General features: G+C 71.0%; 22 protein-coding genes. 11 read left to right on the forward strand and 11 right to left on the reverse strand.

Annotation, left to right across the window (positions count from 1 at the left end):
* Positions 1 to 166 precede the first annotated feature (166 nt).
* From ACZ4N5_RS36015 to ACZ4N5_RS36025, 3 genes are all read left to right on the forward strand, one after another.
* On the forward strand, positions 167 to 1516 hold the full coding sequence (locus ACZ4N5_RS36015; protein WP_467761238.1) for a bifunctional glycosyltransferase family 2/GtrA family protein: 1350 nt from the start codon (positions 167 to 169) through the stop codon (positions 1514 to 1516).
* Between the two features lie 299 nt (positions 1517 to 1815).
* Positions 1816 to 2997, forward strand: coding sequence for a hypothetical protein (locus tag ACZ4N5_RS36020; RefSeq protein ID WP_467761260.1), 1182 nt, complete (start codon positions 1816 to 1818; stop codon positions 2995 to 2997).
* A gap of 259 nt (positions 2998 to 3256) precedes the next feature.
* Positions 3257 to 4000, forward strand: coding sequence for a TetR family transcriptional regulator (locus tag ACZ4N5_RS36025; RefSeq protein ID WP_467761239.1), 744 nt, complete (start codon positions 3257 to 3259; stop codon positions 3998 to 4000).
* Between the two features lie 211 nt (positions 4001 to 4211).
* On the opposite strand, the gene ACZ4N5_RS36030 is transcribed toward ACZ4N5_RS36025, so the two are convergent.
* The 3 genes from ACZ4N5_RS36030 to ACZ4N5_RS36040 form a co-directional block, all read right to left on the reverse strand.
* Positions 4212 to 4541: an antibiotic biosynthesis monooxygenase family protein gene (locus ACZ4N5_RS36030; RefSeq protein WP_355843447.1), complete on the reverse strand. Its 330-nt coding sequence runs from the start codon at positions 4539 to 4541 to the stop codon at positions 4212 to 4214.
* A gap of 325 nt (positions 4542 to 4866) precedes the next feature.
* Entirely contained in the window at positions 4867 to 5865 is a 999-nt protein-coding gene (gene gap, locus ACZ4N5_RS36035; RefSeq protein ID WP_467761240.1) for a type I glyceraldehyde-3-phosphate dehydrogenase, read from the reverse strand.
* A 103-nt stretch (positions 5866 to 5968) separates the two neighbouring features.
* Positions 5969 to 6925 (reverse strand): GlxA family transcriptional regulator, encoded by a 957-nt coding sequence (locus tag ACZ4N5_RS36040; RefSeq protein ID WP_467761241.1) that lies wholly within the window; start codon positions 6923 to 6925, stop codon positions 5969 to 5971.
* Positions 6926 to 7324: 399 nt separating this feature from the next.
* Here ACZ4N5_RS36040 and ACZ4N5_RS36045 point away from each other — a divergent pair, with 399 nt between their 5' ends.
* Positions 7325 to 8497: an amidase domain-containing protein gene (locus ACZ4N5_RS36045; protein WP_467761242.1), complete on the forward strand. Its 1173-nt coding sequence runs from the start codon at positions 7325 to 7327 to the stop codon at positions 8495 to 8497.
* Positions 8498 to 8595: 98 nt separating this feature from the next.
* On the opposite strand, the gene ACZ4N5_RS36050 is transcribed toward ACZ4N5_RS36045, so the two are convergent.
* Entirely contained in the window at positions 8596 to 8943 is a 348-nt protein-coding gene (locus ACZ4N5_RS36050) for a DoxX family protein (RefSeq protein ID WP_467761261.1), read from the reverse strand.
* 125 nt (positions 8944 to 9068) lie between these two features.
* Here ACZ4N5_RS36050 and ACZ4N5_RS36055 point away from each other — a divergent pair, with 125 nt between their 5' ends.
* Both ACZ4N5_RS36055 and ACZ4N5_RS36060 read left to right on the forward strand, forming a co-directional pair.
* Positions 9069 to 9446, forward strand: a complete 378-nt coding sequence (locus ACZ4N5_RS36055) for a winged helix-turn-helix transcriptional regulator (protein ID WP_467761243.1) — start codon at positions 9069 to 9071, stop codon at positions 9444 to 9446.
* Between the two features lie 177 nt (positions 9447 to 9623).
* Complete coding sequence (locus tag ACZ4N5_RS36060) at positions 9624 to 10799, forward strand: epoxide hydrolase family protein (RefSeq protein WP_467761244.1); 1176 nt, start codon at positions 9624 to 9626, stop codon at positions 10797 to 10799.
* 180 nt (positions 10800 to 10979) lie between these two features.
* On the opposite strand, the gene ACZ4N5_RS36065 is transcribed toward ACZ4N5_RS36060, so the two are convergent.
* Complete coding sequence (locus tag ACZ4N5_RS36065; protein ID WP_467761245.1) at positions 10980 to 11468, reverse strand: nuclear transport factor 2 family protein; 489 nt, start codon at positions 11466 to 11468, stop codon at positions 10980 to 10982.
* A 239-nt stretch (positions 11469 to 11707) separates the two neighbouring features.
* A complete protein-coding gene (locus ACZ4N5_RS36070; RefSeq protein WP_467761246.1) occupies positions 11708 to 11986 on the reverse strand; it encodes a hypothetical protein in 279 nt (92 codons plus the stop codon).
* Positions 11987 to 12176: 190 nt separating this feature from the next.
* Between ACZ4N5_RS36070 and ACZ4N5_RS36075 the strand changes: the two genes are divergently transcribed.
* From ACZ4N5_RS36075 to ACZ4N5_RS36090, 4 genes are all read left to right on the forward strand, one after another.
* The gene (locus ACZ4N5_RS36075; RefSeq protein WP_467761247.1) at positions 12177 to 15908 is read left to right on the forward strand and encodes an ATP-binding protein; all 3732 of its coding nucleotides are present in this window, start codon (positions 12177 to 12179) and stop codon (positions 15906 to 15908) included.
* A 134-nt stretch (positions 15909 to 16042) separates the two neighbouring features.
* Positions 16043 to 16417 (forward strand): cupin domain-containing protein, encoded by a 375-nt coding sequence (locus ACZ4N5_RS36080; RefSeq protein WP_467761248.1) that lies wholly within the window; start codon positions 16043 to 16045, stop codon positions 16415 to 16417.
* Complete coding sequence (locus ACZ4N5_RS36085) at positions 16414 to 16827, forward strand: hypothetical protein (protein WP_467761249.1); 414 nt, start codon at positions 16414 to 16416, stop codon at positions 16825 to 16827. Before ACZ4N5_RS36080 ends, ACZ4N5_RS36085 begins: the two co-directional genes overlap by 4 nt.
* Before the next feature lie 426 nt (positions 16828 to 17253).
* A complete protein-coding gene (locus ACZ4N5_RS36090; RefSeq protein WP_467761250.1) occupies positions 17254 to 17772 on the forward strand; it encodes a potassium channel family protein in 519 nt (172 codons plus the stop codon).
* Between the two features lie 40 nt (positions 17773 to 17812).
* Here ACZ4N5_RS36090 and ACZ4N5_RS36095 read toward each other — a convergent pair whose 3' ends face one another.
* A complete protein-coding gene (locus tag ACZ4N5_RS36095) occupies positions 17813 to 18157 on the reverse strand; it encodes a carboxymuconolactone decarboxylase (protein ID WP_467761251.1) in 345 nt (114 codons plus the stop codon).
* A 330-nt stretch (positions 18158 to 18487) separates the two neighbouring features.
* Positions 18488 to 20875, reverse strand: coding sequence for an ATP-binding cassette domain-containing protein (locus ACZ4N5_RS36100; protein ID WP_467761252.1), 2388 nt, complete (start codon positions 20873 to 20875; stop codon positions 18488 to 18490).
* 310 nt (positions 20876 to 21185) lie between these two features.
* Between ACZ4N5_RS36100 and nhaA the strand changes: the two genes are divergently transcribed.
* Positions 21186 to 23087, forward strand: a complete 1902-nt coding sequence (nhaA, locus tag ACZ4N5_RS36105; RefSeq protein ID WP_467761262.1) for a Na+/H+ antiporter NhaA — start codon at positions 21186 to 21188, stop codon at positions 23085 to 23087.
* Between the two features lie 43 nt (positions 23088 to 23130).
* Here nhaA and ACZ4N5_RS36110 read toward each other — a convergent pair whose 3' ends face one another.
* The 3 genes from ACZ4N5_RS36110 to ACZ4N5_RS36120 form a co-directional block, all read right to left on the reverse strand.
* The gene (locus ACZ4N5_RS36110; RefSeq protein ID WP_467761253.1) at positions 23131 to 24042 is read right to left on the reverse strand and encodes a GlxA family transcriptional regulator; all 912 of its coding nucleotides are present in this window, start codon (positions 24040 to 24042) and stop codon (positions 23131 to 23133) included.
* 10 nt (positions 24043 to 24052) lie between these two features.
* Complete coding sequence (locus ACZ4N5_RS36115; protein WP_467761254.1) at positions 24053 to 24652, reverse strand: isochorismatase family protein; 600 nt, start codon at positions 24650 to 24652, stop codon at positions 24053 to 24055.
* A gap of 68 nt (positions 24653 to 24720) precedes the next feature.
* Complete coding sequence (locus ACZ4N5_RS36120; protein ID WP_467761255.1) at positions 24721 to 24984, reverse strand: alpha/beta hydrolase family protein; 264 nt, start codon at positions 24982 to 24984, stop codon at positions 24721 to 24723.
* Positions 24985 to 25345 lie beyond the last annotated feature (361 nt).

The following is a 25345-nucleotide window of genomic DNA, read 5'->3' on the forward strand; positions in this document are numbered from 1 at the left end:
CGGCCGCCCCCGCGGGCCGGTTCCGCCCCCGGACAGGCTCCCGCTCCCACCCTTCGGCTGCCGGCGCCCCCTGTCCGCACAGCACCCATATCCGCACTCCGCCAGCGCAGTTCGGCCGTGAGCGTCTTCGGCCTGCCTCGCGACAGCGCACAGAACAGGACAAACCATGACGAAGGTATCGCGTACCGCTCCCCCGGACTTCGAGGGCTTCGCGGACTTCGAGGACCTCGAGAGGGGACTGCCCGTGGAGCGAAAACCCGGAAAGCGGCCACCCGTTGACCGCTTGCCCGTCGATCGCCTTCCCGTCCGCCTTCCGTTGCCGGCGGACCACACGGAACCCGTTCTGGACGTGGTCGTCCCCGTGTTCAACGAGGAAACGGACCTGGAGCCGAGTGTGCGGCGCCTGCACGCCCATCTGCGCGAGACGTTCCCGTACCCGTTCCGCATCACCGTCGCCGACAACGCCAGCACCGACGCCACCCCGCGGATCGCCGCCCGGCTGGCCGCCGACCTGCCCGAGGCCACGTGGATACGACTCGACGAGAAGGGACGCGGTCGGGCCCTGCGCACCGCGTGGTCGAGCTCGAAGGCGCCGGTGCTCGCCTATCTGGACGTCGACCTGTCCACCGAGCTGAACGCGCTCCTGCCGCTGGTCGCCCCGCTGATATCCGGGCACTCCGACATCGCCATCGGCTCCCGGCTGGCCCGCGGTTCCCGGGTCACCCGGGGCCCCCGGCGGGAGATCATCTCCCGTTGCTACAACGTCCTGTTGCGGTCCACTCTCGCCGTCGGCTTCTCCGACGCGCAGTGCGGTTTCAAGGCCGTCCGACGCGATGTCGCCGAGCGGCTGCTGCCCCTCGTGGAGGACTCGGGGTGGTTCTTCGACACGGAGCTGCTGGTGATCGCCGAGCGCGCCGGGCTGCGAATCCACGAAGTACCGGTCGACTGGGTGGACGACCCCGACAGCCGGGTCGACCTGGTCTCCACGGCCGTGGCCGACCTGCGCGGCATCGCGAGGATCGGCCGCGCGCTGGCCCGTGGCACGCTGCCGACCGCGCGGCTGGGGCGCGCCTCCGAGGGCGATCCGCCGGCCTCACTGACGGCTCAATTGCTGCGGTTCGGCGCCGTGGGCGTGGTGAGCACGATCGGGTACGTCCTCCTCTTCGCGGCCCTGCGCCCGGTGACGGGGCCTCAGGCCGCCAACGCCTGGGCGCTGTTGGTCTGCGCCGTCGCCAACACGGCCGCGAACCGACGGCTCACCTTCGGGCTGCGCGGCCGGGGTGGCGCACTGCGCCACCAGGCCAAGGGCCTGGCCGTTTTCGGTCTCGGCCTCGCACTCACCGGCGGCTCATTGGCCGCGCTGCACCGCTGGACGCACGGACCCGGACGGACCACCGAGATCACCGTCCTCGTCACAGCCAACCTCGCGGCGACACTGCTGCGTTTCCTGCTCCTGCGCACCTGGGTGTTCACCACTGCCGCCCAGCGCGACGACACGGGAGCCGAGCCGCGATGAACAACCCCGGCCCCGCGAACACTCCGGCGCAGCGGAGCAACAGGCCCCGCACCTCGGTCCGTTGGCCCATGGCCGACCGGCCGGACGACACGAGCCCGGCCGAGGGCTCGTGCTCGACGTACGACACCGGCTCGACCCACGGCACGCGCGCGCACGGCGAGGAGACCGCCCCGCCTCCCCCGGGAGGGACCGTCGGCACCTCCGCCCGCGAAGACGCCCTCGAACGCGCCCGTGACCGGTGGGTACGGCTGTGCCGGGCGGCGCGACAGCACGCCCCGGTCCTGGCCCTGTACGGCGCGATGAAACTCATCGGCTTCTGCGTCTTCATGTACCTGCTGGACTCCTCCGGGGACTTCCGCAGGAAGAACCCCCGCTTCGGGGGCGGTGCCCACGCCTGGGACGTCCTGGCCACCTGGGACGGCTGGTGGTACCAGCAGATCGCCGCGCACGGCTACCATCCCGCGCTGGTACCGGTGCCCGGTGCCACCGGCCTGATCACCCTTGAGGGCAACTCCGCGGCGTTCTTCCCGCTGTACCCCGCTCTGATGCGCCTGGTCTCCTCCTGCACCGGACTCGGTCTGCTCGGTGCAGGCCTGGTGGTCTCCATCGCCGCCTCGTTCGCGGCCGCACTGGCCATCCACGCCGTGACCGCCCGGATCAGCGGCCGGCGTGCCGGGCTGGCCGCCGCCGGGCTGTGGGCGGTGTGGCCCGGCTCGGGCATGGAGTGGTCCGGCTACTCGGAATCCCTGTACATCGCCCTCGCCGCCTGGGCCTGTTACGCCGTCATGCGCCCGAACTGGCTCACCGCCGGCCTCCTGACCTGCGCCGCGGGCCTCACCCGGCCGACGGCCACCGCACTGATCGCGGCGCTCACCCTCGCTGTACTGGTGGAACTTCTCCGGCACGGACGCGCAGCGCGCCGTTGGGCAGACTCCCCCGCCCCTGACGGGACAGGGCGCTGGGACGCGGCCCTGCGCCCGCTCGCCGCGGTCGTGATCGCCCCACTCGGTCTGGCCGGCTATCTCGGCTGGGTGGGATACCGCATGGGCGACTACGGCGGGTACTTCAAACTGCAGGACGGCGCCTGGGCCCACACCTTCGACTACGGCCGGCACACCTGCAAGGTGTTCACGTCACTCATGGTCGGCCACTACGACTACCTCTTCGCCTTCCCCTTCGAAGACGTCATCGCCGCCGGCACCGTCCTGCTGGCCCTGATCGTGCTGCCTCTGTTGTTCCGGCTGCGCCCACCGCTCGTGCTGACCGTCCACACCCTCCTGACGATCGCACTCGTCCTGGGAAGCCAGCAGATCTTCGGCAACGTCTGCCGCTACCTGCTCCCGGCCTTCCCCCTCCTCATCCCCTGCGCCACCGCCATGCGCCGGCTCAGCACTCCGATCCTGTGCACGGTCCTCACCATCGCGGCACTCGCCTCGGGCTCCTACGCCGGATACGTCCTGTTCGAAGTCGGCATCCCGTGACCAACACCCGTACGGGACAAGGGGGTTGGGAACTGGCGGACAGATCGCCCCGACGGACGGCGGTTCTGGTGGCTGCGCGCCGAGGACGCCTCGATGTCCCCCAGGTTCAGCGGCAGGGGTCGGCATCCATCAGGCTAGATCTTCGGCTTGAGCGTGCTTCCGGGACGGAGGCTGCCCGTCTCGTCGAGCGGCGATTAATTTCAGCGACTGAAACTTTATAGCAGCAGTAACAATTCCGCCACTGGTCTACGCTGCTGCCATGAGCACAGTGGACTGGACGGCCTGGCGTCAGCAGGCCGAGGAGCCCGAGGTCGAGGGACTGCGGGAGCGCAAGAAGCGCCTGACGCGGCAACGCCTGTCCGACACCGCGACCGAGATGTTCATGGAGCGCGGCTTCGACGCCGTCCGCGTGGCGGAGATCGCCGAGGTGTGCGGGGTTTCGGAGAAGACGGTCTTCAACTATTTCCCGACCAAGGAATCGCTCGTCCTGGACCTCGGCGAGACCACGATGGCCGCCCTGCGCGTCGCCCTGGCCGATCCGGCCCGCTCCCCGGTCGAGGCGGTGCTTCAGATCCTCTCGGGCGAGCTGCGCGGCATGACGTCCTGGATCGCCGCACAGGACGACCCCGTCGAGGCTGCCGCGAAGGTCCGACGCTTCGGCGCGCTGACCAGGTCCACGCCCTCACTGCGGGCCTACCACCGCGACATGACCGACCGACTCGTCGCGGTCGCGGCCGAGGTGCTGGCCCAGCGCACCCGTACGAGCCCGGACGCCCCGGAGCCGCAGATCGCGGCGACCGCTCTCCTCGGACTGTGGAGCATCCAGTTCCAGAGCCTGCGCAAACACCTGGACGGGGTCCGCTCACCCGAACAGGTCCATGAGGCGGTGACCGCCGACGTCCGGCGCGCGGCCACGCTCATCGACACCGGCCTGGCCGCCTTCGAGCGTCTCACCGAGCAGACCCGGCCCGCGAGCACGCCGAGCCCCTGCGCGCAGGTATGACGGCCTTCCGGTCCACGCGCAGGTCACCACACTGATTGCGGCACGAGTCGGTGCTCTGGTCACCGCGCAGGTCAACTACCGTTCCGCGCGGGCAGTTGACCTCCGGCTCGACAGCCCCGGTGTGGTGCCGCCGTCTCCCGCCGCGCGCGATGTTACGGCGCGAACGGCCCACGGCGCTCAGGCGCCGCGGGCCGTTCGCGCGACGATCTGTCTACGGCTGGGTCGGCGCCGCCTGCTGCACGACCTCGAAGGACCACAGCGTGGACCCGCTCGCCGCAGGCTTGGGACGCTCGGCGCCCTGCGCGTCACCGCCCTGGTGGGCGGCCTTCATGGGGCCCTCCATCCAGGCCTGGAAGGACTCCTCGTCCCGCCAGCGGGTGTAGACGAGGTAGCTGTCGGTGCCTTCGACGGGCCGGAGGAGCTCGAACCACTCGAACCCGTCGGAGCCCTCAACGGCGTGGGCGCGGGAGGCGAAGCGCTTCTCCAGCGTCTCCCGCTGCTCAGCAGGTACGGCCAGTACGTTGATCTTGACTACGCTCATGCCCCCATCCTGCCGCACCGTGGCCGGCAGAAGGCTCAGGGGAGCCGAGTGGGCAGCGACCCGGCTGCGCGGGCACCCCGCCGCACCCCGCCCGGTCGAGAACCCCGTGCATGTCCTCGGCGGGAAGGCTGGGGTTTCCGGCGGCGGCAGCGCCCGTCTCCGCATCGGCGAACAGTCCGCGCACGCGCGCCACGGGAAGCCGTGGGTGCCGGGGCCACGGCCCCTCCCACCCCGGCTCACGGCTGAGCGGCCGGTCGGCGATCAGTGATCGGCCGCTCAGCCGTGAGGGGCGCGGACACGGGAGCGAGGCCGCCGCGCTGTCGGGTCAGCCGGTGGTGAGGAGCTGGAGTGTGTCGATGACGCGGTTGGAGAAGCCCCACTCGTTGTCGTACCAGGCGACCACCTTGATGTGACGGCCGTCGACGCGGGTGAGGGCCGAGTCGAAGATCGACGAGGCCGGGTTGCCCGTGATGTCGGACGACACCAGTGCGTCCTCGGAGTACTCGAGAACGCCCGCGAGCGGCCCGTCCGCCGCGGCGCGGTAGGCCGCGAGGACGTCTTCGCGTGTCACGTCGCGGGCCACGGTGGTGTTGAGCTCGACGATCGAGCCCACCGGAACCGGCACCCGGATGGAGTCGCCCGACAGCTTGCCGTCGAGGTTCGGCAGCACCTGGCCGATCGCCTTGGCGGCGCCGGTCGTGGTCGGCACGATGTTGACAGCGGCGGCACGGGCGCGGCGGGCGTCACGGTGCGGGCCGTCCTGCAGGTTCTGCTCCTGGGTGTAGGCGTGCACCGTCGTCATGAAGCCGTGCTCGATACCGGCGAGTTCGTCGAGCACCGCGGCCAGGGGCGCGAGCGCGTTGGTCGTGCACGACGCGTTCGAGACGATCGTGTGCACGGCCGGGTCGTAGGCGTCGTTGTTGACCCCGAACGCGAGCGTCACATCGGCGCCCTCCGCCGGCGCGCTGACGAGAACCTTCTTCGCACCGGCGTCGAGGTGGGCTCCGGCGGCCTTGGCCGAGGTGAAACGGCCGGTGGCCTCCAGTACGACGTCGACTCCGAGCTCGGCCCAGGGCAGCTGCCCCGGTTCACGCTCGGCCAGTACCTTGATGCGCCTGCCGTCGACGACGAGAGTGTCCCCGTCGACGGTCACCGGGCGGCCGAGTCGGCCGGCCGTCGAGTCGTAGGCGAGGAGCCGCGCGAGCGTGGCGGGCTCCGTCAGGTCGTTGACCGCGACGACTTCCAGGTCGGTGTCGCGTTCGAGCAGCGCGCGCAGCACATTGCGTCCGATGCGGCCAAATCCATTGATGGCGATACGAGTCATGAGTGGTGTCCCTTCGGCTCCCTCCCAGGTTCGCGCGCGGCATCGGGCCGTGACAGCGGCGAGATCGCCAGGGTCCGCAAGGATCGCGCCACCTGTCTGCGGGCTATTCGCCCTGGGTGAAGGTGCGCCGGTATTCGCTCGGGGAGGTACCGAGGATCTTGTGGAAGTGCAGCCGCAGATTGGCACCGGTGCCGAGACCCACGCCCGCGGCGATCTGCTCGACACTCCATTGCGAACGCTCCAGGAGTTCGCGGGCCATGTCGATGCGGGCTCGCATGACCCATTGCATCGGCGTGTACCCCGTGTCGTCGGCGAAGCGCCGCGAGAAGGTGCGCGGCGACACCGCCGCGTGCTGGGCGAGAACCTCCAGGGAGAGAGGTTCGCCGAGCCGGTGCAGGGCCCATTCACGGGTGGCGGCGAATCGCTCGCCGAGCGGTTCGGGCACGCTGCGCGGCACGTACTGCGCCTGGCCGCCGCTGCGGTAGGGGGCCGCGACGAGGCGCCGGGCCGCGTGGTTCGACGCGGCCACTCCGAGGTCGCCGCGCAGGATGTGGAGGCACAGGTCGATGCCCGAGGCCGCGCCGGCCGACGTGAGCACACTCCCCTCGTCGACGAAGAGGACGTTCTCGTCGACCTTGATGAGCGGGTGTTTCGCCGCGAGCGCCCGGGTGTAGTGCCAGTGCGTCGTGGCGCGCTTGCCGTCGAGCAGCCCCGTGGCGGCGAGCGCGAAGGCGCCTGTCGAGATGGCGGCGAGGCGTGCGCCCCGGTCATGGGCCTCGATCAGCGCGCCGACGACGGCCCTTGGCGGGTCCTCGCGGTCCGGAGACCGGTAGCCGGGGATGAAGACGAGGTCGGCCCACGCGAGTTGTTCGAGGCCGTGGGCGACGTGGTATGACAGGCCGTCGCCGCCGGTCACCAGACCGGGTTCGGCGCCGCACACCCGCACCTCGTACGGCATGCTCGCCCGGGTGGTGAACACCTGCGCGGCAATACCGACATCGAGTGGTTTGGCACCCTCGAGCACGAGGACGGCGACGTGATGCAAGGGGGATGCTGCCACGGTGATGAGGGTACGTGGGCGTGCGGGTCGTGGCTGTTCGGCGTACTGGCGACGACCGCCTGCGCCCCCCTTCGCGCCGGCCACTCGCCCGCATGCTCGAACACTGGACAGAGCGGTCTGACGGAGCGACCGCTCCCCCAGTACGCCTCCTCATAACTGCAGGTGACGCTCCCTCACCGGAATCGGCGAAGGCCCGCCGCCTCCCGCCGGATCGTCCTGGAACCAGTGGCCGGGCCCCGGCAGGGACGGTCGGTTGCCGGGATTGCCCTGTCGAACGTGGAGCTGCGGCTTTCCGCCGTCTCACCTCGATACCGCTTCGGCAACCCCCTTCACAGGAGCCACACACGCCGTGCGAGGATGCGGCTCCGGTATCGAATACCGGCGTAGAGGGGAACACCATTGAAATCAAGGAAACTGAGCCGTAAGCGGCAACGCGCAACCATAATCACGGCGGCGGCCGCCTCGGTCGTCGCCGGCGCAGCCCTGCTGCCCAACTGGTCCGCGGGCGCGGCGAGTGTCACCGCCGACCCGAAGGTGGACGCGTCGACCAAGGCCACCTTCCAGCGGCTCGCGGACGCGGTCTTCACCGACCGCACCGACGCCCTCGTGGACCACGACGGAACGAAGCAGAAGACGTCGCGGTTCTCCGGCGACGTACGGCTGTCCTCGACCCAGTCGCGTGCCGAGAAGTCGGCGCTGGCGAAGCTGGAGAGCCGCAAGGCCCGTCTGGCGGAGCTCGGCGAGAAGTACCGCTCGGCCAACACGACGGTGTCGCTGGACCGTACTGTGGTGAAGGGCCGTCACGCCACTGTCGACGTCACCGAGACGACGACGCTGGCGTACGACAAGGCCAAGGGCACCGAGCCGAAGACCACCGGCTTCGAGGCGCACCACACGCTGACGTTCAAGGCCGACCGCACGGGCGACTGGCAGCTCACCAACATCCGTGACACGGACGACGGGGTCGCGGTCAACCAGGTCGCGGCCACCACGTACGTGGCCACACCGATGACCGGCGACAACACCCCGCCGTCGGCGACCCGTTCCGCCATCACGCAGCCCGCGCCGGCCAAGCCGAAGAACTTCTCGGCCACCGGCTTGGACTACAAGGCCATGGCGGCGTACGCGGCGAAGTACTGGAACAACTACAACCCGGCCTACCCGAACTTCAACGGGGAGGGCGCCGGCGGCGACTGCACCAACTTCGTCAGCCAGGCCCTGAAGGCCGGTGGCTGGAAGCACGTTCCGGGTTACACGAACGACTTCCACAAGTGGTTCGGCAACTCCGACATCCAGTCGGACTCGTTCGTCGGCGTCAACGAGTTCTCGTGGTTCGCCCTGTCCTCCAAGCGGGCCACCAGCCTCGCCAACGTCTACCAGGCGGACGTCGGTGACGTGGTGCAGGTGGACTTCAACAAGGACGGGTCCAAGGACCACACCATGATCGTCACGTACCGCAGCCCGCAGGGCCTGCCGTACGTGTCGTACCACTCCACCAACACCTACAACAGGTCGTTGGCGAGCATCATCGCGTCGTACCCCAACGCCGCGTACTACGCCTACCGCACCTGAGCGGTCGCGTTCCGGGGCGGGAGCCGGCACCACGTGCCGGGCTCCCGCCCTTTGCGTTGTGTGCGGCGTCGTGTGCGCCGTCGCACACGGCGGATCGGTCAGAGCCAGGTGGTCCCCAACAGGGCGACCGCCGCGGCGGCCACCAGCAGGACGATGTTGAGGCCGATCATCCGCGTCTCGCCGCGAGAGACGTGGACGGCGATTCCGCCGACCTGGATCAGGACGAGGCCGGTCGCCGCGGCGACGGCGAGCCAGGGCGCGATGCCGGTGAGGGGCGGCAGGACGAGGCCTGCCGCGCCGAGGACCTCCAGCGTCCCGATGAGCCGGACGACCGGCATGGGCACGCGATCGACCCACCCCATCATGGGCTGAAGCCGCTCCTGGCTCTGCAGGATCTTGATGCCTCCGGCATAGAGGTAGAACGCCGCCAGCAGCGCTGCGACGATCCACTAGGCGACGTCCATAGCGGCCCCTTGCACAATAGTTACCAGGCGTAAGTTGCCTCATGATGAGTGACTGTCGGGGGGCTTACAAAAGGCACATGGGTGTGCGCTACCTACAAGGAGCTGTCATGTCGCGCTACGAGCACACATGCATGATCCGCGGGGACGGCGGGCAGACGATCCGCGCCGTGCTCGACCGGATCTGCGACAAGTGGACCCTGCTGATCGTGACAACCCTCGAGCAGGGACGTCTGCGCTTCACCGATCTCCAGCGGCAGATACCCGGCATCTCGCAGCGGATGCTCACGCTGACCCTGCGGAACCTGGAGCGCGACGGCCTGGTGTCCCGGACGGCGTACGCGGAGGTCCCGCCACGCGTCGAGTACGCGCTGACCCCCACCGGGCAGAGCCTGATCCGGCCGGCCCTCGCTCTGGCCGGCTGGGCGATCGAGCACATCGCCGAGATCGAGGCCAGCAGGGCCGCGTACGGGGACCGGGCCGGTTGATCCCGGTGGCGGAGAAGACGCCGGCGTCAGGCGCCAGGTGGCGGACCGTTCCGATCGCACCGCTCGCGCCACAGACGTCAGTTGACGCCGACCGGGGAACACGAGCGTCTCAGGTGGGCGCCACGCCTGGTCAGCACGTTCGAGAAGTCGCCCGGCACGCTCCTTAGGATGCGACACATGTCTGATGTCGCGCCTCGCCCCGAGCCGTTCACTCCACAGACCGCCCCGTCGGCACTCGAAGACCTCCGTTCACGACTGCGCATGACACGCTGGCCGGACGCCCCCGAGGACGCCGGGTGGTCACTCGGGACCGACCTCGGCTACCTCCGTGAGCTCGTCGCGTACTGGGCCGACGGGTTCGACTGGCCGACGCAGGAAGCGGCGCTCGCCCGGCTCCCCCATTTCCGCGTCCGGCTCGGCGGTCTCGGGATCCACTTCGTGCACGCCCGAGCCGTCGCACCGGCCGGGCCGGTCCTGCCGCTGGTGCTCAGCCATGGCTGGCCCGACTCGTTCTGGCGGTACACGAAGGTGATCCCGCTGCTGACCGATCCCGGCGCGCACGGGGGCGATCCCGCCGACGCGTTCGATGTGATCGTGCCGGACATGCCCGGCTACGGATACTCCGAACGCCCCGCCGGCCCACCGCTCGACTCCATCGCTGTCGCCGGTCTGTGGGCCGAGCTCATGAACGTCCTCGGATACGAGCGCTTCGGCGCGGCCGGCGGTGACATCGGCAGCCATGTGAGCCGCTATCTCGCGCTCGACCACCCCGACCGCGTCGTGGCCGTCCACCGCATGGACGGGGGTCTTCCCGTGTTCACCGGGGACCCCGCCGACCTCACACCCGAGGAACGCGCGTGGATGGAGGGCGCCGCGGCCTGGGGCGGTACCGAGGGTGCGTACGCCGCCATGCACCGCACGAAGCCCCAGACCGCCGCTGTGGGCCTCACCGACTCGCCGGCCGGGCTCGCCGCCTGGATCGTCGAGAAACTCCGGGCGTGGAGCGACTGCGACGGCGACATCGAACGGTCCTTCACGAAGGACGAGATCCTCACGAACGTGACGCTCTACTGGCTCACGGGGACGATCGGTTCGTCGATGCGCATGTACCGCGCCAACGGGGCGATCCCGCCCGCGCAGCTCGCCCGCCGCGTCGAGGTACCCTCCGGCTTCTCGATCTTCCGCGGCGACATGGTCCGCCCGCCGCGGGCGTGGCTCGAGCGCACGACGAACGTCACGCGTGTCACCGAGCCGGCCCGCGGCGGCCACTTCGCCCCCTTCGAGGAGCCCGAGCTCTACGCGGAGGAACTGCGCGCGTTCTTCCGCCCCTACCGGGCGGCGACGCCGGTCTGAGGCAACGTGCCCACCTCGGCCGGGCCGCGAACTCCACGGCCCGTCACCGCACGTCACAGCGCCAGTCGGACGGCATCCGACATCCGGTCTCGGACATGCGGCTTCCGACATCCGCCCCCCGGCATACGGCGAGCACCCGAACAACGAGCCGAGCACGCACGCCAGTTGCCCATGCCTGCGTCAGATGGACGTGGGAAGGCCGGTCGGCGCCTCCAGACGTTCCGTCGGGCCGCCGAACGGCAGGACGAGCGTGCGGGTCGCCATGAGCCAAGTGCCGTCAACCCTGCGGAAGGTGTCCTCGTAGTGTCCTACGTTCGCGGGCGGCCGGGACGGAACCAACGTGCCCTCCGTGTAGCCGTCGACGCGGTAGGTGGCGAAGTAGGTCGTCGCCGTGGCGGTGTCCGGCGAGTCGACGGTGACCAGGATGTTCGTGCACATCCTCCGGGACAGTCGGTCCACGGGCCGGGAGCCGAAGTAGGCACGCAGAGCTTCCCGGCCTTCGATCCGTCGTCCGTCGTAAGGCCATTCCCAGACACCGTCGGGCGTGAAGAGGTCGCAGACCGTACTCGGCTCACCGAGGTCGAGCCGACGTACCAGCTCCAAGACCAGCCGCTCACAGGCGCGTTCGGCCAGCAGACACTGCAGTGGGTCAAGATCACGCGTAGTCATCCACCCTTCCTACCAACCCGATCGCCCCACACACCACAGGTTTTCAGCACGCAGACAAGGAGCGGAGCCCTGCCGCACCCGGCGAGGTGAACGTGGCATCACGCGGCGCGACGGCAGCGCCCCCGGCATGGGGGGCCATGCCCTCGCCGCCACCCCCTGATGTTCCGCGGGCGCGGCACCGAGGTCTCGTCGGTGCCGCGGACGAGTGCCGGTGAGCCTCGACGGCGGGCGGAAACCCCTCAGGCAGCCTTGGCGAAGGACGAGAGGAGCAGACGGAACCGGCGCAGCGTGGCGTCGAGCAGTTCGTCGGCGTCGCCGTCTGCGTGGGCCGGCGCGACCGCGCTCTCACAGGCGGCGCCGTGCACGATCGAGGCGACGGCCGTGACGTCCGCGCGGGAACGCTCCCTCACCTCGATGTCCCTCGCGTGCGCGCTGGCCCCGGACATCCCCGTCCTGCTGACCGCCAGGGCCCTGCGGGGCGCCGGAGCCGCCGCGATGATCCCCGCGTCCCTCGCCATCGTCCTGATGGACACACCGCCCGAGCAGCGCCGCGTCGCGATCGGCAGGTGGACGGTCCCTGCCCGTGCTCTTCACCCCTGCCACCGCCTGATCGTCGGCTCCGCCGGGGTGTCCGTGCCTCGCGGCCTTCGTGTCTCCTGCCTACGCTCTACGGAGGGGCGGAGCGGCGAAGGACCGACGAGGACTGCCATGGTGACGGGTTTCCCGTTCGTGGGACGCGAGGACGTACTCGGCGAGCTCCGAGAGGCGGGGGAGCGCGCCGCCGCGGGCAGGGGCGGACTCGTCACCCTGACGGGGGCCGCGGGAGCGGGCAAGACCCGCCTCGCCGAGGAGGCCGCCGCCCGCGCCGAGGGCTTCCGCACGGTGTGGACATGGTGCCCGCCGGACGCCGTCGAGCAGGCGCTGCGGCCCTGGTCGCGGCTGCTGCGCGAACTCGTCGTGGACAATGTGCGCTGTGGGCGGCTGGTCGCCGCGTCACCGTCTTTGCGGGCGCTGCTGACCGGGTCCGCGACCGGCGCGGACCGGGACCCCGATCCGGAAGCGGCGCGGCTGAGACTGGCGGGGGACGTCACCGAGGTCCTCACGACGGTGGCGCGGCAGCGGCCGCTGCTGCTGGTGCTCGACGATGTCCACGCGGCCGACGCCTCCTCGCTGCGGCTGCTCCTGGAGACCGCGGACGCCGTGCGCGGTGCCCGGGTCCTGCTGCTGGCCACGGCCCACGACGACGACACCGCCTGGCACGACCGCGTCTGGGCGCGCACTCAGCTGCTGCGCCGCGGCCGCGCGCTGCCGGTGGGACCGCTCCGGGAGGAGGACTTGGCGGCGCTGCTCGACGCCGCCACGGGCAGCACTCCCGCGCCTTCGGCCGTGCATGTCCTGGCCCGGTACACGGGCGGTGACGCTTTCTTCGTGACGGAGCTCCTCCGGGCGGGCGGCGGTCTCGACGGGCCTGCTTCCGGCATCCCGGCGACGGCCGCCTCCGTCCGGGTGCGCGACGCGGTCCGTGCCCGTACCGCCGAACTGTCGCCCCGCGCCGCACAGTTGCTGGATATCGCCGCCCTGTTGGGGACGCGGTTCCGGCTCGACGTGCTCGCCGATGCCGCCGCCGTGCCCCTCGACGAGGTGCGCGCGCTCCTCGGGGAGGCGGCGGGAGCCGGACTGCTGGCGGAGGCCGGGGCGAACGAGGGCCGCTTCCGGCACGACCTCCTGCGCGAGGCCCTGTCCGGGAGGCCGGCGCCCGGCGAGCGGGCCGTGCTGCACCACGCGGTGGCGGCCGTGCTGGCCGACTACGCCCGACGTGGCCGCGACACCGGTCCGGCCGAGGTCGCCCACCATCTCCTTCTCTCCGGCCCGGAACACGCACGCGAGGCCGCCGGGTACTGCCGGGAGGCCGCCGACCGCGCCGCGGCGCTTCTCGCGTTCGAGGAGGCGGCGCGCTGGTATGAGAGAGCCGCGCAGGCGTACGCGACCGGCGGCATCGACGCGACCCAGCAAGCCGGGGCCGGTGGCGTGGACGGTGGCGGAGCGGGTGCAAGTGCCGGAGCCGGGGACGGTGGCGGTGGCGGGGCGGCTCCAAGTGCCGGGGCCGGAGCCGGGGCGGGTGCCGGAGCCGGGGCGGGTGCCAGTGCCGGAGCGGGGGACGGTGGCGGGGCGGGCGCTGGTGCCGGGGCCGGGGCGAGTGCCGGAGCCAGGGACGGTGGCGGGGCGGGCGCCGGTGCCGGAGCTGGAGCCGGTGGCGGGGCGGCTCCAAGTGCCGGAGCCGGTGGCGGGGCGGGTGCGGGTGCCGGCGCCCGAGCGGGCGCCAGTGCCGGGGCCGGGGTCGATGGATCACCCGGGTCCGTCGAGGGTGGCGGGGCCGCCGATCAGGGGCTCGGTGACGCCGAGGAACGCGTCGAGGTGCTGCTCGGACTCGGGGCGGCACGACTCGGATCCGGCGATTGGGCGGCGTCCCGTTCCGCGCTGCTGCGCGCCGCTTCGCTCGCCCGCCGGGCGGGGCGACCCGAACTCCTCGCGCGGGCCGCACTCGGCCTCGGCACGGGTCCCGTCGGCTTCGAGGTCGATGTGGCCGATCGTGAGCAGGTCGACCTGCTCGGCGAGGCCCGCTCCTGCCTCGCGGTTGATCCGGCGCACGCCGCGCTGCGCGCCGCCGTCACGGCCCGGTTGTCCCTCGCGGCGGCTCTCCTCGAACCGGAGGAACACCGGGTCGCTCTCGCCGAGGAGGCTGTGGCCACGGCCCGTGAGGTCGGCGACCCGGCAACCCTCGGACCGGCGCTCGCGGCCCTGTGCGACGCCCGGCCCGGCCCCGACCACTGCCGCGACCGCCTCGACTGGTCCCAGGAGATCATCTCCGTGGCCCGTTCCCGGCGCGACCTCGCCCTCGAACTCCTCGGCCGGCGGCTGCGGTTGGTCCCACTGATGGAGACCGGCTCGTTCGCCGAGGCCGACTCCCAGGCAACGGCGTACGAAACGGCGGCCCGGCCGCTGCGGCGACCGCTGTACGCGTGGTACGTGCCACTGTGGCGCGGCACCCGGGCCCTGATGGAGGGGAGATACGACGACTGCGCCGCGGCGCTCGAGGAGGTGGAGACACTGGGCGGCGCGGCGGGCAGCGCCAACGCCGCACTGCTCGCGGAGACGCAGCGCTGGTGTCTGTACGCGGAGACCGGCGACCGGGACAACCTGCAACAGCTGCGCGACCGGGCGCCGTTGGAGCGCATGCCGGGCGTGTGGCCACGTGTCACGCTGGGCCTGCTCGCCGCTCAGCTGGGCCGTCCGGAGGAGGCTTCCCGGCGCCTGGCCGCGGTGATGCCGTCGCTCGTCCGAGCTCCCCGGGACAGCGAGTGGCTGCCGATGATGGCACAGGCCGCGGAGACCGTCGGCGCGGTGGGCACCCACGCTTCCGCACCCCTGCTCTACGACGCCCTGGCACCGTACGCGGGCCTGTTTGTCGTGGAGGGCATCGGCGCGGCGATCCGGGGCCCGGTCGAGCGTCATCTGGCCCTTCTGGCCCGGTCCATGGGTGACGACCGAACGGCCCGCCACCACCGTGACCGCGCCGTGCGGGCCGCCATGGCGGCCGGAGCGGTCGCCCTCGCCGAGCGCATCGGGCAGGAGACGGTGGGGACGCCGGGCGTTCCGGACGGCGGAACCGGGACGGCCGCTCCGGCACCGACCGCGTCCCGCGGCGGCACCGCCCGGGCGCAGGGCGGCACGAGGGACGGCGTGCCACTCCCGGTCTCCGCCGATGCGCGGCCCCAGGATTCCGCCCGCCCCGCCGACGCCGCGTTCCAGGACTCGGCCCACCCCCCGGCGGCGCGGCCCAACGCCCTTGCGCAGCAGCCGGACGCTCCCCTCCTCGTACCGCTCTTCCGCCGCGAAGGTCCGCTGTGGCACCTGGTCTACGCCGGCCGGGAGGTCCGTCTTCCGGACAGCAAGGGGCTGCACGACATCGCCGTGCTCCTCGGGCGGCCGGGCACCCCGGTCCCGGCGGTCGATCTGGCGACACCCGGTGCCGCCGCCGTCGCCGGTGGTACGGCCACAGCGGACATGCACACTCCCGGTGATCTGGGTGAGGTGATCGACGCCGAAGCGCGCGCCGCGTACCGGCGGCGGCTGCGGGAGCTGGAGGAGGAGGCCGAGGATGCCGACGCGGGCGGCGACGCCGCGCGGTCGCACCGGATCGCGGAGGAGAAGGACGCGCTCGTCCGCCAGCTGTCCGCCGCGTACGGCATCGGCGGGCACGTCCGCCGCGCCGGTTCCCCCGCGGAACGCGCCCGCACCGCCGTCACGGCACGCGTCCGCGCCGCCGTACGCCGTGTCGCGGCGGTCCACCCGGAACTCGGACGCCATCTGGAGACCGCCGTACGCACGGGCACCCTCTGCGTCTACGAGCCCGAGAACCCGCCCGCCTGGCGCCTGTGAGGCGCGGGGCCGGGCCACCGGCACACGATCGACGCCGGTGAGCCGTCACCTCACACTGTGCCGTCCGACCTCACGCCTGATGGGTGAAGGCGCCGTACGACCGGGTACGGCCGCGGAACGAAGGGCAGGACGTCATGCCACGCACAGCCAAGGCAGAGGCGGAGCTCAAGGTGGACGAGCCGGTGATCGAGGGCCGGTACGCCGAGATCGGCCCGTACACCGTCTCGTACGAGACCATGAAGGCGGACATGGATCCGGCGCCGCTCTTCCAGGGGCTGCCCGACGACCGGTGCCAGTGCCCGCACTGGGGCCAGGTGATCTCCGGAAAGATCGTGTTCCGGTACGTCGACCACGACGAGGTCTTCCACGCCGGAGACGCCTATTACGGCGCACCGGGCCACCTGCCCCTCCTCTTCGCCGGCACCGAAGTCGTCGAGTTCAGCCCCAGCGCCGAACTGGACCGCACCATGCGGGTCATCGGCCGCAATCTCGCGGAGGCACCGTCATGAGTACCCTCGACGCCCGCCTGGCCAAGGAACTCGCCGATCTCTTCGTGGAGTTCCTGCAGACGAACAGCGCCCCGGCCGGACTCTTCACGGACGATGTGTTCGTGGACTTCAGCCTGCCGCAGTGGCGGCTCCAGACGTCCGGCCGTGACAACCTCGTGGCCCTGCGGCGAACCAGCCATCCCTTCCTCGGCACCGTGCCACGCCACCGTGCCGACGTCACCGAGTCCGGCATCGTGATCGAGTTCGAGGAGCGCTGGGAGGGCGCCGACGGTACCTGGTACTGCCGCGAACTGCTCCGCGCCGAGGTGCGCGACGGCTCGATGAGCGAGGTGTCCGTCTACTGCACCGGCGACTGGTCCCCCGAAGTCCAGGACTCCCACCGTCGCGAGGTGACGCTGATCCGGCCATGAGACATGGGGCTGGGTGGAACGGGGCGGATCGAGGTGGCGCGGGGTGCCCGGATGGTTCCGCGGCACCGCCCTCGCCGGGGTGAGGCGGTGAGAACAGGGGCGGGGTGGCGACGAAGTCACTCGGGAAAGAGCCGAGTTGAGGACATCGCCCGGCACCCCGCCCCTCGACCCCCAATAAGGGTGCCCCAGGCGACTCATGCGACCTACAGCTACCCGGCCCAAAACTCTTGATCATGGCCTCGGGCCCTGATATTTAGCACACCGCCATCCCAGTGACCATGTGGTGCGCCTGCCGCGTCGCGCCCCTGACACCAGGAAGGGTGAAGTCGCGAGCCGACACGGTCGTGCGGTCACGGCGGCGGGCATCGGGGCGGAACGGTGGACAGGAAGTCGAGGAGGAGTCGCCGGGAGGCGCTCCGCGCCACCATGCGATCGCTTCTGACCTCGGCGATCCTCGTCGCCGCCTACTTCCTGCTCCCGCTCGACTCGGCCTTCACCCTGGGCACGATCCTCGCGCTCGTCGGTGGCATCGTGGTGGTGGCGCTGCTTCTGGCCTGGCAGATCCGCGAGATCACCCGGGCTCCGCGGCCCGAGTTGCGCGCCATGGAGGCTCTGGCGACCACCGCACCGCTCTACCTGCTCCTCTTCGCGACGGTCTACTACCTGATGGAGCACAGCGCGGCGAGCAGCTTCAGCGAGTCACTGTCGCGGGCCGACTCCCTGTACTTCACCATGACGGTCTTCAGCACCGTCGGCTTCGGAGACATCACTCCGCGCAGCGAAACGGCCCGGCTGCTGGTCACGGGGCAGATGACGGTGAACCTGCTGTTGATCGGTGTGGCCGCCCGGCTGCTCGTTTCGGCGGTCCAGCAAGGAAGACTCCAACAGAACCTGCCGGCGCCGGGCGCGATGAGCAACAGGCCCCCGGATGAACGGGAAGCCTGATCCCCGGGTGTACTGACCCCCGGCCTTCAGCGCTCGTGCCTCAGCTCCCGCCCTCGGCGGCGGCCTCCGCCTCGATCTCCTCTTCGGCCACGGCGATCGCGATGCCGAACGCCGCGGCGATGTTGCCCGCCGCCGTCATGACACGGGCCGTACCCACGATGGGGGCGATGGCCACCAGGACGTCCTGCACCGCGGCCATGGTCAGATCGGCCTTGATGGCCGGGTCGATGTGCGCGAGGTAGGAGATGGGCGGTGCGTCCGAGGCCGCGAGCGCCGCGATACGGGTGAGGAGGAGCTGCTCCGTGGGCAGTCCGCAGCGTTCGATGGAGTCGACGGTCATGGCGGCGATGGTGTCCAGGACGGGAGTTTGGGATGCTGTGGTCATGGCGGCCGGCCTCCTGATGCGCTGACGGGGGGCGCTGGAAGCGGAAGGAGTCGCTGTCCGCGGGCGCCACTCTGTGCGTCAACCGTAGGTGCATTTCGGGCAGGGCGCGCGCGGAGCCCGATGGGTCCCGCAGCGCCGTCCTGACCCCGGCCGGCTCCACTGGCGGATCGCCACCCGCGGTCGGGGCAGGCTCTGTTCAACGGGTCCGACACTTCTCGACCCCCTGTCGGACCGGCGCCGGGCCTCGGCCGTCCGTCCGTGGCCGACGGACACGTGGGACGGGTTCGGGCAGCGGCCGGAACCCGTCCCACGTGTCCACGCGGGTCCCGGTCAGGCGCCGACGTACGCCGAGAGGTGTTCGCCGGTCAGGGTGGAGCGGGCGGCGACGAGGTCGGCCGGCGTGCCCTCGAACACGAGCCGGCCGCCGTCGTGACCGGCCCCGGGGCCGAGGTCGATGATCCAGTCGGCGTGTGCCATGACCGCCTGGTGGTGCTCGACGACGATGACCGACTTGCCCGAGTCGACGATCCGGTCGAGCAGGCCGAGCAACTGCTCGACGTCCGCGAGGTGCAGGCCGGTGGTCGGTTCGTCGAGGACGTAGACGCCACCCTTGTCGGCCATGTGCGTGGCGAGCTTGAGCCGCTGTCGCTCGCCGCCGGACAGCGTGGTGAGCGGCTGTCCGAGGGTGAGATAGCCGAGCCCGACATCGGCGAGCCGCCCCAGGATGCGCTGCGCGGCCGGCGTGTGCGCCTCACCGGCGCCGAAGAACTCCTCGGCCTCGTCCACCGACATCGCGAGCACCTCACTGATGTCACGGCCGCCGAGGTGGTACTCCAGGACCGACGCGTCGAACCGCTTGCCCTCGCAGTCCTCGCACGTGGTGGCGACGCCGGCCATCATCGCCAGGTCCGTGTAGATGACGCCCGCGCCGTTGCAGGTGGGGCACGCGCCCTCGGAGTTGGCGCTGAACAGTGCCGGCTTCACGTCGTTGGCCTTCGCGAAGGCCTTGCGGATCGGGTCGAGCACACCGGTGTACGTCGCCGGGTTGCTCCGCCGCGAACCACGGATCGGCGCCTGGTCGACCGACACCACACCCTCACCGGCCGGGATGGACCCGTGCACGAGCGAGCTCTTGCCGGACCCGGCGACGCCGGTGACGACGACCAGTACCCCGAGCGGGATGTCGACGTCGACATCGCGCAGGTTGTTCGCGGACGCGCCGCGGATCTCCAGCGTGCCGGTGGGCTTCCGCAGCGTCTCCTTGACGGAGGCCCGGTCGTCGAAGTGGCGGCCGGTGACCGTGCCGCCGGTCCGCAGGCCCTCGACCGTGCCCTCGAAGCAGACGGAGCCGCCGCCCGTACCGGCGCCGGGACCGAGGTCGACGACGTGGTCGGCGATCACGATCGTCTCCGGCTTGTGCTCCACGACGAGCACCGTGTTGCCCTTGTCGCGCAGCCGCAGCAACAGGTCGTTCATCCGCTGGATGTCATGGGGGTGCAGGCCCGCCGTGGGCTCGTCGAAGACGTAGGTGACATCGGTGAGCGAGGAACCGAGGTGGCGGATCATCTTGACGCGCTGTGCCTCGCCGCCGGACAGCGTGCCCGCCGGCCGGTCCAGGGCCAGGTAGCCGAGGCCGATCTCCACGAACGACTCGAGGGTCTGCTGGAGCGCGGAGAGCAGCGGTGCCACCGAGGGCTCGTCGAGACCGCGGACCCATTCGGCCAGGTCGCTGATCTGCATCCCGCAGGCGTCGGCGATGCTGATCCGCTTGATCTTCGACGAACGGGCGCCCTCGCTGAGCCGGGTGCCGTCGCACTCGGGGCACGTGGTGAAGGCGACGGCCCGGTCCACGAACGCCCGGATGTGCGGCTGCATCGCCTCCTTGTCCTTGGAGAGCATCGACTTCTGGATACGCGGGATCAGACCCTCGTAGGTCATGTTGATGCCCGCGATCTTCATCCTGACCGGCTCGTGGTGGAGGAAGTCGTGCAGTTCCCTCTTCGTGTACTTGCGGATCGGCTTGTCCGGGTCGACGAAGCCCGACTCCTTGTAGAGGCGCATGTTCCAACCGTCCGAGCCGTAGCCGGGGATGGTGATCGCGCCGTCGTTGAGCGACTTGGAGTCGTCGTAGAGCTGGGTGAGGTCGATGTCGGAGACCGCGCCCCGGCCTTCGCAGCGCACGCACATCCCGCCGGTGCGGTTGAAGGTCGCCTTCACCGCCTGCTTGGCACCGCGCTCGACGGTGATGGCCCCGCTCGCCTTGACCGAGGGGACGTTGAAGGCGTACGCGCTGGGCGGGCCGATGTGCGGCTTGCCGAGCCGGCTGAAGAGGATGCGCAGCATGGCGTTGGCGTCGGTGGCGGTGCCGACCGTGGAGCGGGGGTCGGCACCCATCCGCTGCTGGTCGACGATGATCGCGGTGGTCAGACCTTCGAGGACGTCGACCTCGGGCCGCGCGAGCGTGGGCATGAATCCCTGCACGAAACTGCTGTAGGTCTCGTTGATCAGGCGCTGCGACTCGGCGGCGATCGTGTTGAACACCAGCGAGCTCTTGCCCGAGCCGGACACACCGGTGAACACCGTCAGCCGGCGCTTCGGGATCTCGATGCTGACGTCCTTGAGATTGTTCTCCCGCGCGCCGAGCACGCGGATCAGATCGTGGCTGTCGGCACCATGCGGCGCAGGCGGCTGCGTGTCCGTCCTCGTGGCCTTGCTCATCGTGTCTCCATCTGTCGGGCGGGGCCGCCTTCACGGTCTCCGCCGGCATCGCCTGCCTCGATCCAACCAGCTTCGCGCAGTGCGCCGGGTACGCGTTCGCCGACTCCGTCCGCGCGGTCGTGTCCACCGTCCACGGCGTACGTCATCGGCGGTGCCGGCCGACGTGCTGTGCCGGTGTCCGTGCGCCACGCCAGGTGAGGCCAGGTCTTCGGCGCTTCTCGAATCCTGATCGGTCCGGTCACCCGCCGTGGATCCGGTCACCCGCCGTCTGGGGAAGTATCCGGTCCGGGGCGAGAATCGGAGGGTGACCATGCCATCCGAGTCGTCGCCCCTGTCAGGTCAGACTCAGTGCGGCACGCGCGCTCGCAGCCCGTTGCGCGCGTTCCTGCGGACGGAGACCGGCAGCGCCGCCGTGCTGCTCGCCGCCGCTCTGGTGGCGCTGGCCTGGGCGAACATCGGTCCTGACTCGTACGAGACGGTGTGGGGCACCGAGCTGTCGATCCGTATCGGGTCGGGCGGAGTGTCCATGGACCTGCGCGAGTGGGTGAACAGCGGCCTGATGACGCTGTTCTTCTTCGTCGTCGGCCTGGAGGCGCGCCGCGAGTTCGACCTGGGCGAGCTGCGAGAACGCCGCCGGGTCGCCCTGCCGTTGCTGGCGGGTCTCAGCGGCATGATCGTTCCCGTCCTCGTGTACCTGGCCATCACCTCGGGCCATGGCTCCGCGGCGCACGGCTGGGGTGCCGCGATGTCGACGGACACCGCCTTCGCCCTGGGCATGCTCGCCGTCTTCGGCTCACGGCTGCCCACCAATCTTCGGGTCTTCATCCTCACCGTCGCCGTGGTGGACGACTTTCTGGCGCTGGCCGTCATCGTCGTCGCCTACAGCGACACCATCTCGCTGCCCGCGCTGCTGACGGCGCTCGGCCTGTTCGTGGTCGTCCTGCTGCTGCGGCGCACCATCGGCGCGCGGATTCCCTCCCTGTACGGCGTGCTGGGCGTCGCGATCTGGGTGGCGCTCCTGAAGTCGGGCATCGACCCGGTGGTGACGGGTCTCGCGATGGGCATGCTGACGTACGCGTACCCGGCGGAGCGCAGCGATCTGGAACACGCCAGCCGGCTGTTCCGGCGCTTTCGCGAGCAGCCGACCCCGGAGCTGGAGCGCACGGTGCGACGCGGTCTCGCCTCGACGCTCTCCCCGAACGAGCGGCTCCAGCAGATGTTCCATCCCTGGACCAGCTACGTGATCGTGCCGCTCTTCGCCCTCGCCAACGCCGGCATCACCCTGAGCGCCGGTCAGCTCGCCGACGCCTTCACCTCACCGATCACCCTCGGCATCCTCTTCGGCTACCTGCTCGGCAAGCCCGTCGGCATCATCGGCGGCACCTGGCTCACCACGCGCGCCGCCCGAGGACGTCTTCACCCGCCTGTGGGCTGGGGCGCCATCACGGCCGGGGGCACGCTGGCCGGCGTGGGCTTCACCGTGGCCCTGCTGATCGCGTCGCTGGCCTTTACCGGCGACGCCCTGGCGCAGGCGAAGGTCGGCATTCTGGCCGCGGTCGCGGGCTCGTTCCTGCTCACCTGGGTGGTCACCCTGGTGATCGGCGCCCTCACCGCGCGTTCCCGCGCGCGGGCCCTGCTCGGCATCGGCCAGAGCATCGTCGACCTCAGCGAACCCGTCGACGTGGAGCGCGACCATGTGCGCGGGCCGCTCGACGCGCCCGTGACCCTCGTCGAGTACGGCGATTTCGAGTGTCCCTACTGCGGTCTGGCCGAGACCGTGGTGCGCGAACTGCTCGCCGACTTCGGCGACGTGCGCTACGTATGGCGCCATCTTCCGCTCAACGACGTGCACCCCAACGCCCAGCTCGCCGCGCAGGCAGCCGAGGCCGCGGCCCGCCAGAACCGCTACTGGGAGATGCACGACCTCCTCATGGGACACCAGGGCGACCTGGGGCCGAAGGACCTGTTCCGGTACGCCGCTCGCCTCGGCCTCGACAGCGGCCGCTTCCGCGAGGACCTCCGGGACGGCGCGAGCGTGGCCCGGGTGGCGATGGACGTCGAGTCGGCCGATCTCAGCGGTGTTTCGGGCACTCCGACGTTCTTCGTCAACGGCCGCCGTCACTACGGTGCCTACGACATCGCCTCGCTGACGGCGGCCGTGCGCGCCGCGCGCCAGCGGGCCACGCTCACAGGGGCGGGCCAGGAGACCTGAGGCCGGCTCGTGGGTCCCCCCGGCGCGTCCCGCTCGTCGCGGTTCAGGTCGCGCGGGCGCGCAGGCGACGCAGCATGCGGGCGTCCTCGAAGCCCACCGCGCGGGCGGCGGCGTCGACGGTGACGCCGTGGCTGATGAGGTGCTCGGCGCGTTCCAGACGCAGGGCCTGCTGATAGCGCAGCGGTGTGAGGCCGCCGGTGGCGCGGGTGAAGAGGCGGGTGAGGGTGCGTTCGCTGACGCCCACGGCCGCGGCCAGCTCCGGAAGGGGCACCGGCCGGTCGAAGCGGCCGTCGAGCAAATCCTGCGCGCGGTGCACAGTGTCGTCCAGGTGGGACCGGTACCGGAGCATGGCGCTGGCCTGGGGTTCGTGGCCGTTGCGTCGTGCGTAGACCACCATGTCCCGCGCCACCTGCGCGCCCACGGCCGGGCCGTGCCGGGTGGCGATCAGGTGCAGGGCGAGATCGATCCCACTGGCGATGCCCGCCGACGTGACCACCCGGTCGTCCTCGGTGTACAGGACATCGCGGACCACGGCCGCCCGGGGGTAGCGGCGGGCGAGATCGTCCTGGACGTCGTGGTGTGTGGTGCAGCGACGGCCGTCGAGCAGCCCGGCCCGGCCGAGCGCGTCGGCTCCCGCGCAGACACTGGCGACGGTGCCGCCCCTCGCGTGATGGTCCCGGAGGACCTGCAGACTGGCCTCACCGACGAGAGGGCCGTCGGTGAGGGTGAGCGCCCGCCAGCCGGGCACGAGGATCAGATCGTCGGGACCGAGCTCGGGCCAGTCGAGCCGGGTCACCAGCGGCACCCCCTGAGCGGTGGGGATCCGGGGCTGCTCGGCGACGTAGTCGAGGGTGTACGGGTGCCCGAAGTCGGAGGCCGTGGAGAAGACCTGCGCGGGGCCGGCCAGGTCCAGCAGATGGACTCCGGGCACCAGGAAGAAGACGATGTGGCTCACGATCCGGTCATCATGCCCGAGACGCGGCCGAGGTCTCCAGATCGTCGACCGTGGCGATGGTGGCGAAGCGCCCGGCCAGGGCGTACTCGGTGCGCCTGATGACCTCCTCGGCACCGAGGGTTCGGGGGTCCGCCAGCAGTTCGGCCACGCTCTGGTCCGCGGGCGCGTCCCGGTGCGGGATGGGGTTGGTCGCGGTGGCGTCGGAGACGAAGGTGACCTGGTAGCCGAGGTCGCTCGCGAGGCGGGTGGTGGTCTCCACGCACTGCTCGGTGCGGATTCCGCAGACGGTGAGCTCGCGGACACCGCGTTCGGTGAGGAGCTGCTGCAGGTTGGTGGTGGTGAAGGCGTTGTGCGAGGTCTTGTGGATCAGCGGTTCCCCGTCCTGGCGCCGGAGCTCCTCCATGAGCCGGACATGGCCGAGGGCGGGGTCGAACACGTCGCCGCTGCCGGGCTCCGAGTGCAGCACCCACACCACCGTGTCGCCGGCGCTGCGGGCGAGCGTGACCAGCCTGTCCACCTGGTCGGTGATCTTCGGGTTGGAGATGGTCTCCCACAGGGGTCGGGCGCGGAAGGATTCCTGGACATCGATGACGATCAGTGCTCGGGTCATGCCTCCACTCTGACCGGACCGCGCACCAGGGGACAGACCTCATCGGGTCCGGGTGCGGACCGATCCGGTCACTCCGGAAGCCGGTCCGGCGCATGCACCATGATTCCGGCGGCTCGGGCCAGGACGCGGGCCGTGCGCTGTCCTGTCGACAGGACGCGTTCGGCCGTGGCGGGGCGACAGCGCCCGAGCTCGGGAACGTATTCGGTCATGACCACACCGGCGTGATCGGCGTCCGTCTCGACCAGGGTCACCGGCCGGTCCCGCTGCTCAAGGGCCTCGTGCAGCGCGCGCGACTGCCGGATGTCCACGACCGTGTCGGCGGTGCCGTGCACCAACCAGACGGGTACGTAAGGCGTACAGCGGTCGGCATCACTTCGTACGAACAGTCGGCCATGAAGCCGACCCCGGGCCGCACGCTATCAACCGGCCGACCAGGCACATGAGGCCATGACGACACACACATGAACACGGGGGCAGACATGTACGCACATGAACAAGGGCACAAGCACTTGAGAACATGCGACATGCGCCGGTCCCGGTCGGCGCTCGGTTGGGCATCCGAGGGGCGAGGGGGTCTTTGCGACACGGCCACGCCGCGACCTAGTAGTGCCTGGTCAGGTTGATATGGATGTTGGTATGTCGCGGTGGCAGGTGGGGCAGGCGCCGGTCCAGAGGGCGAGGAGTGTCTGCAGC

Source organism: Streptomyces sp. NPDC026500 (assembly GCF_055567635.1).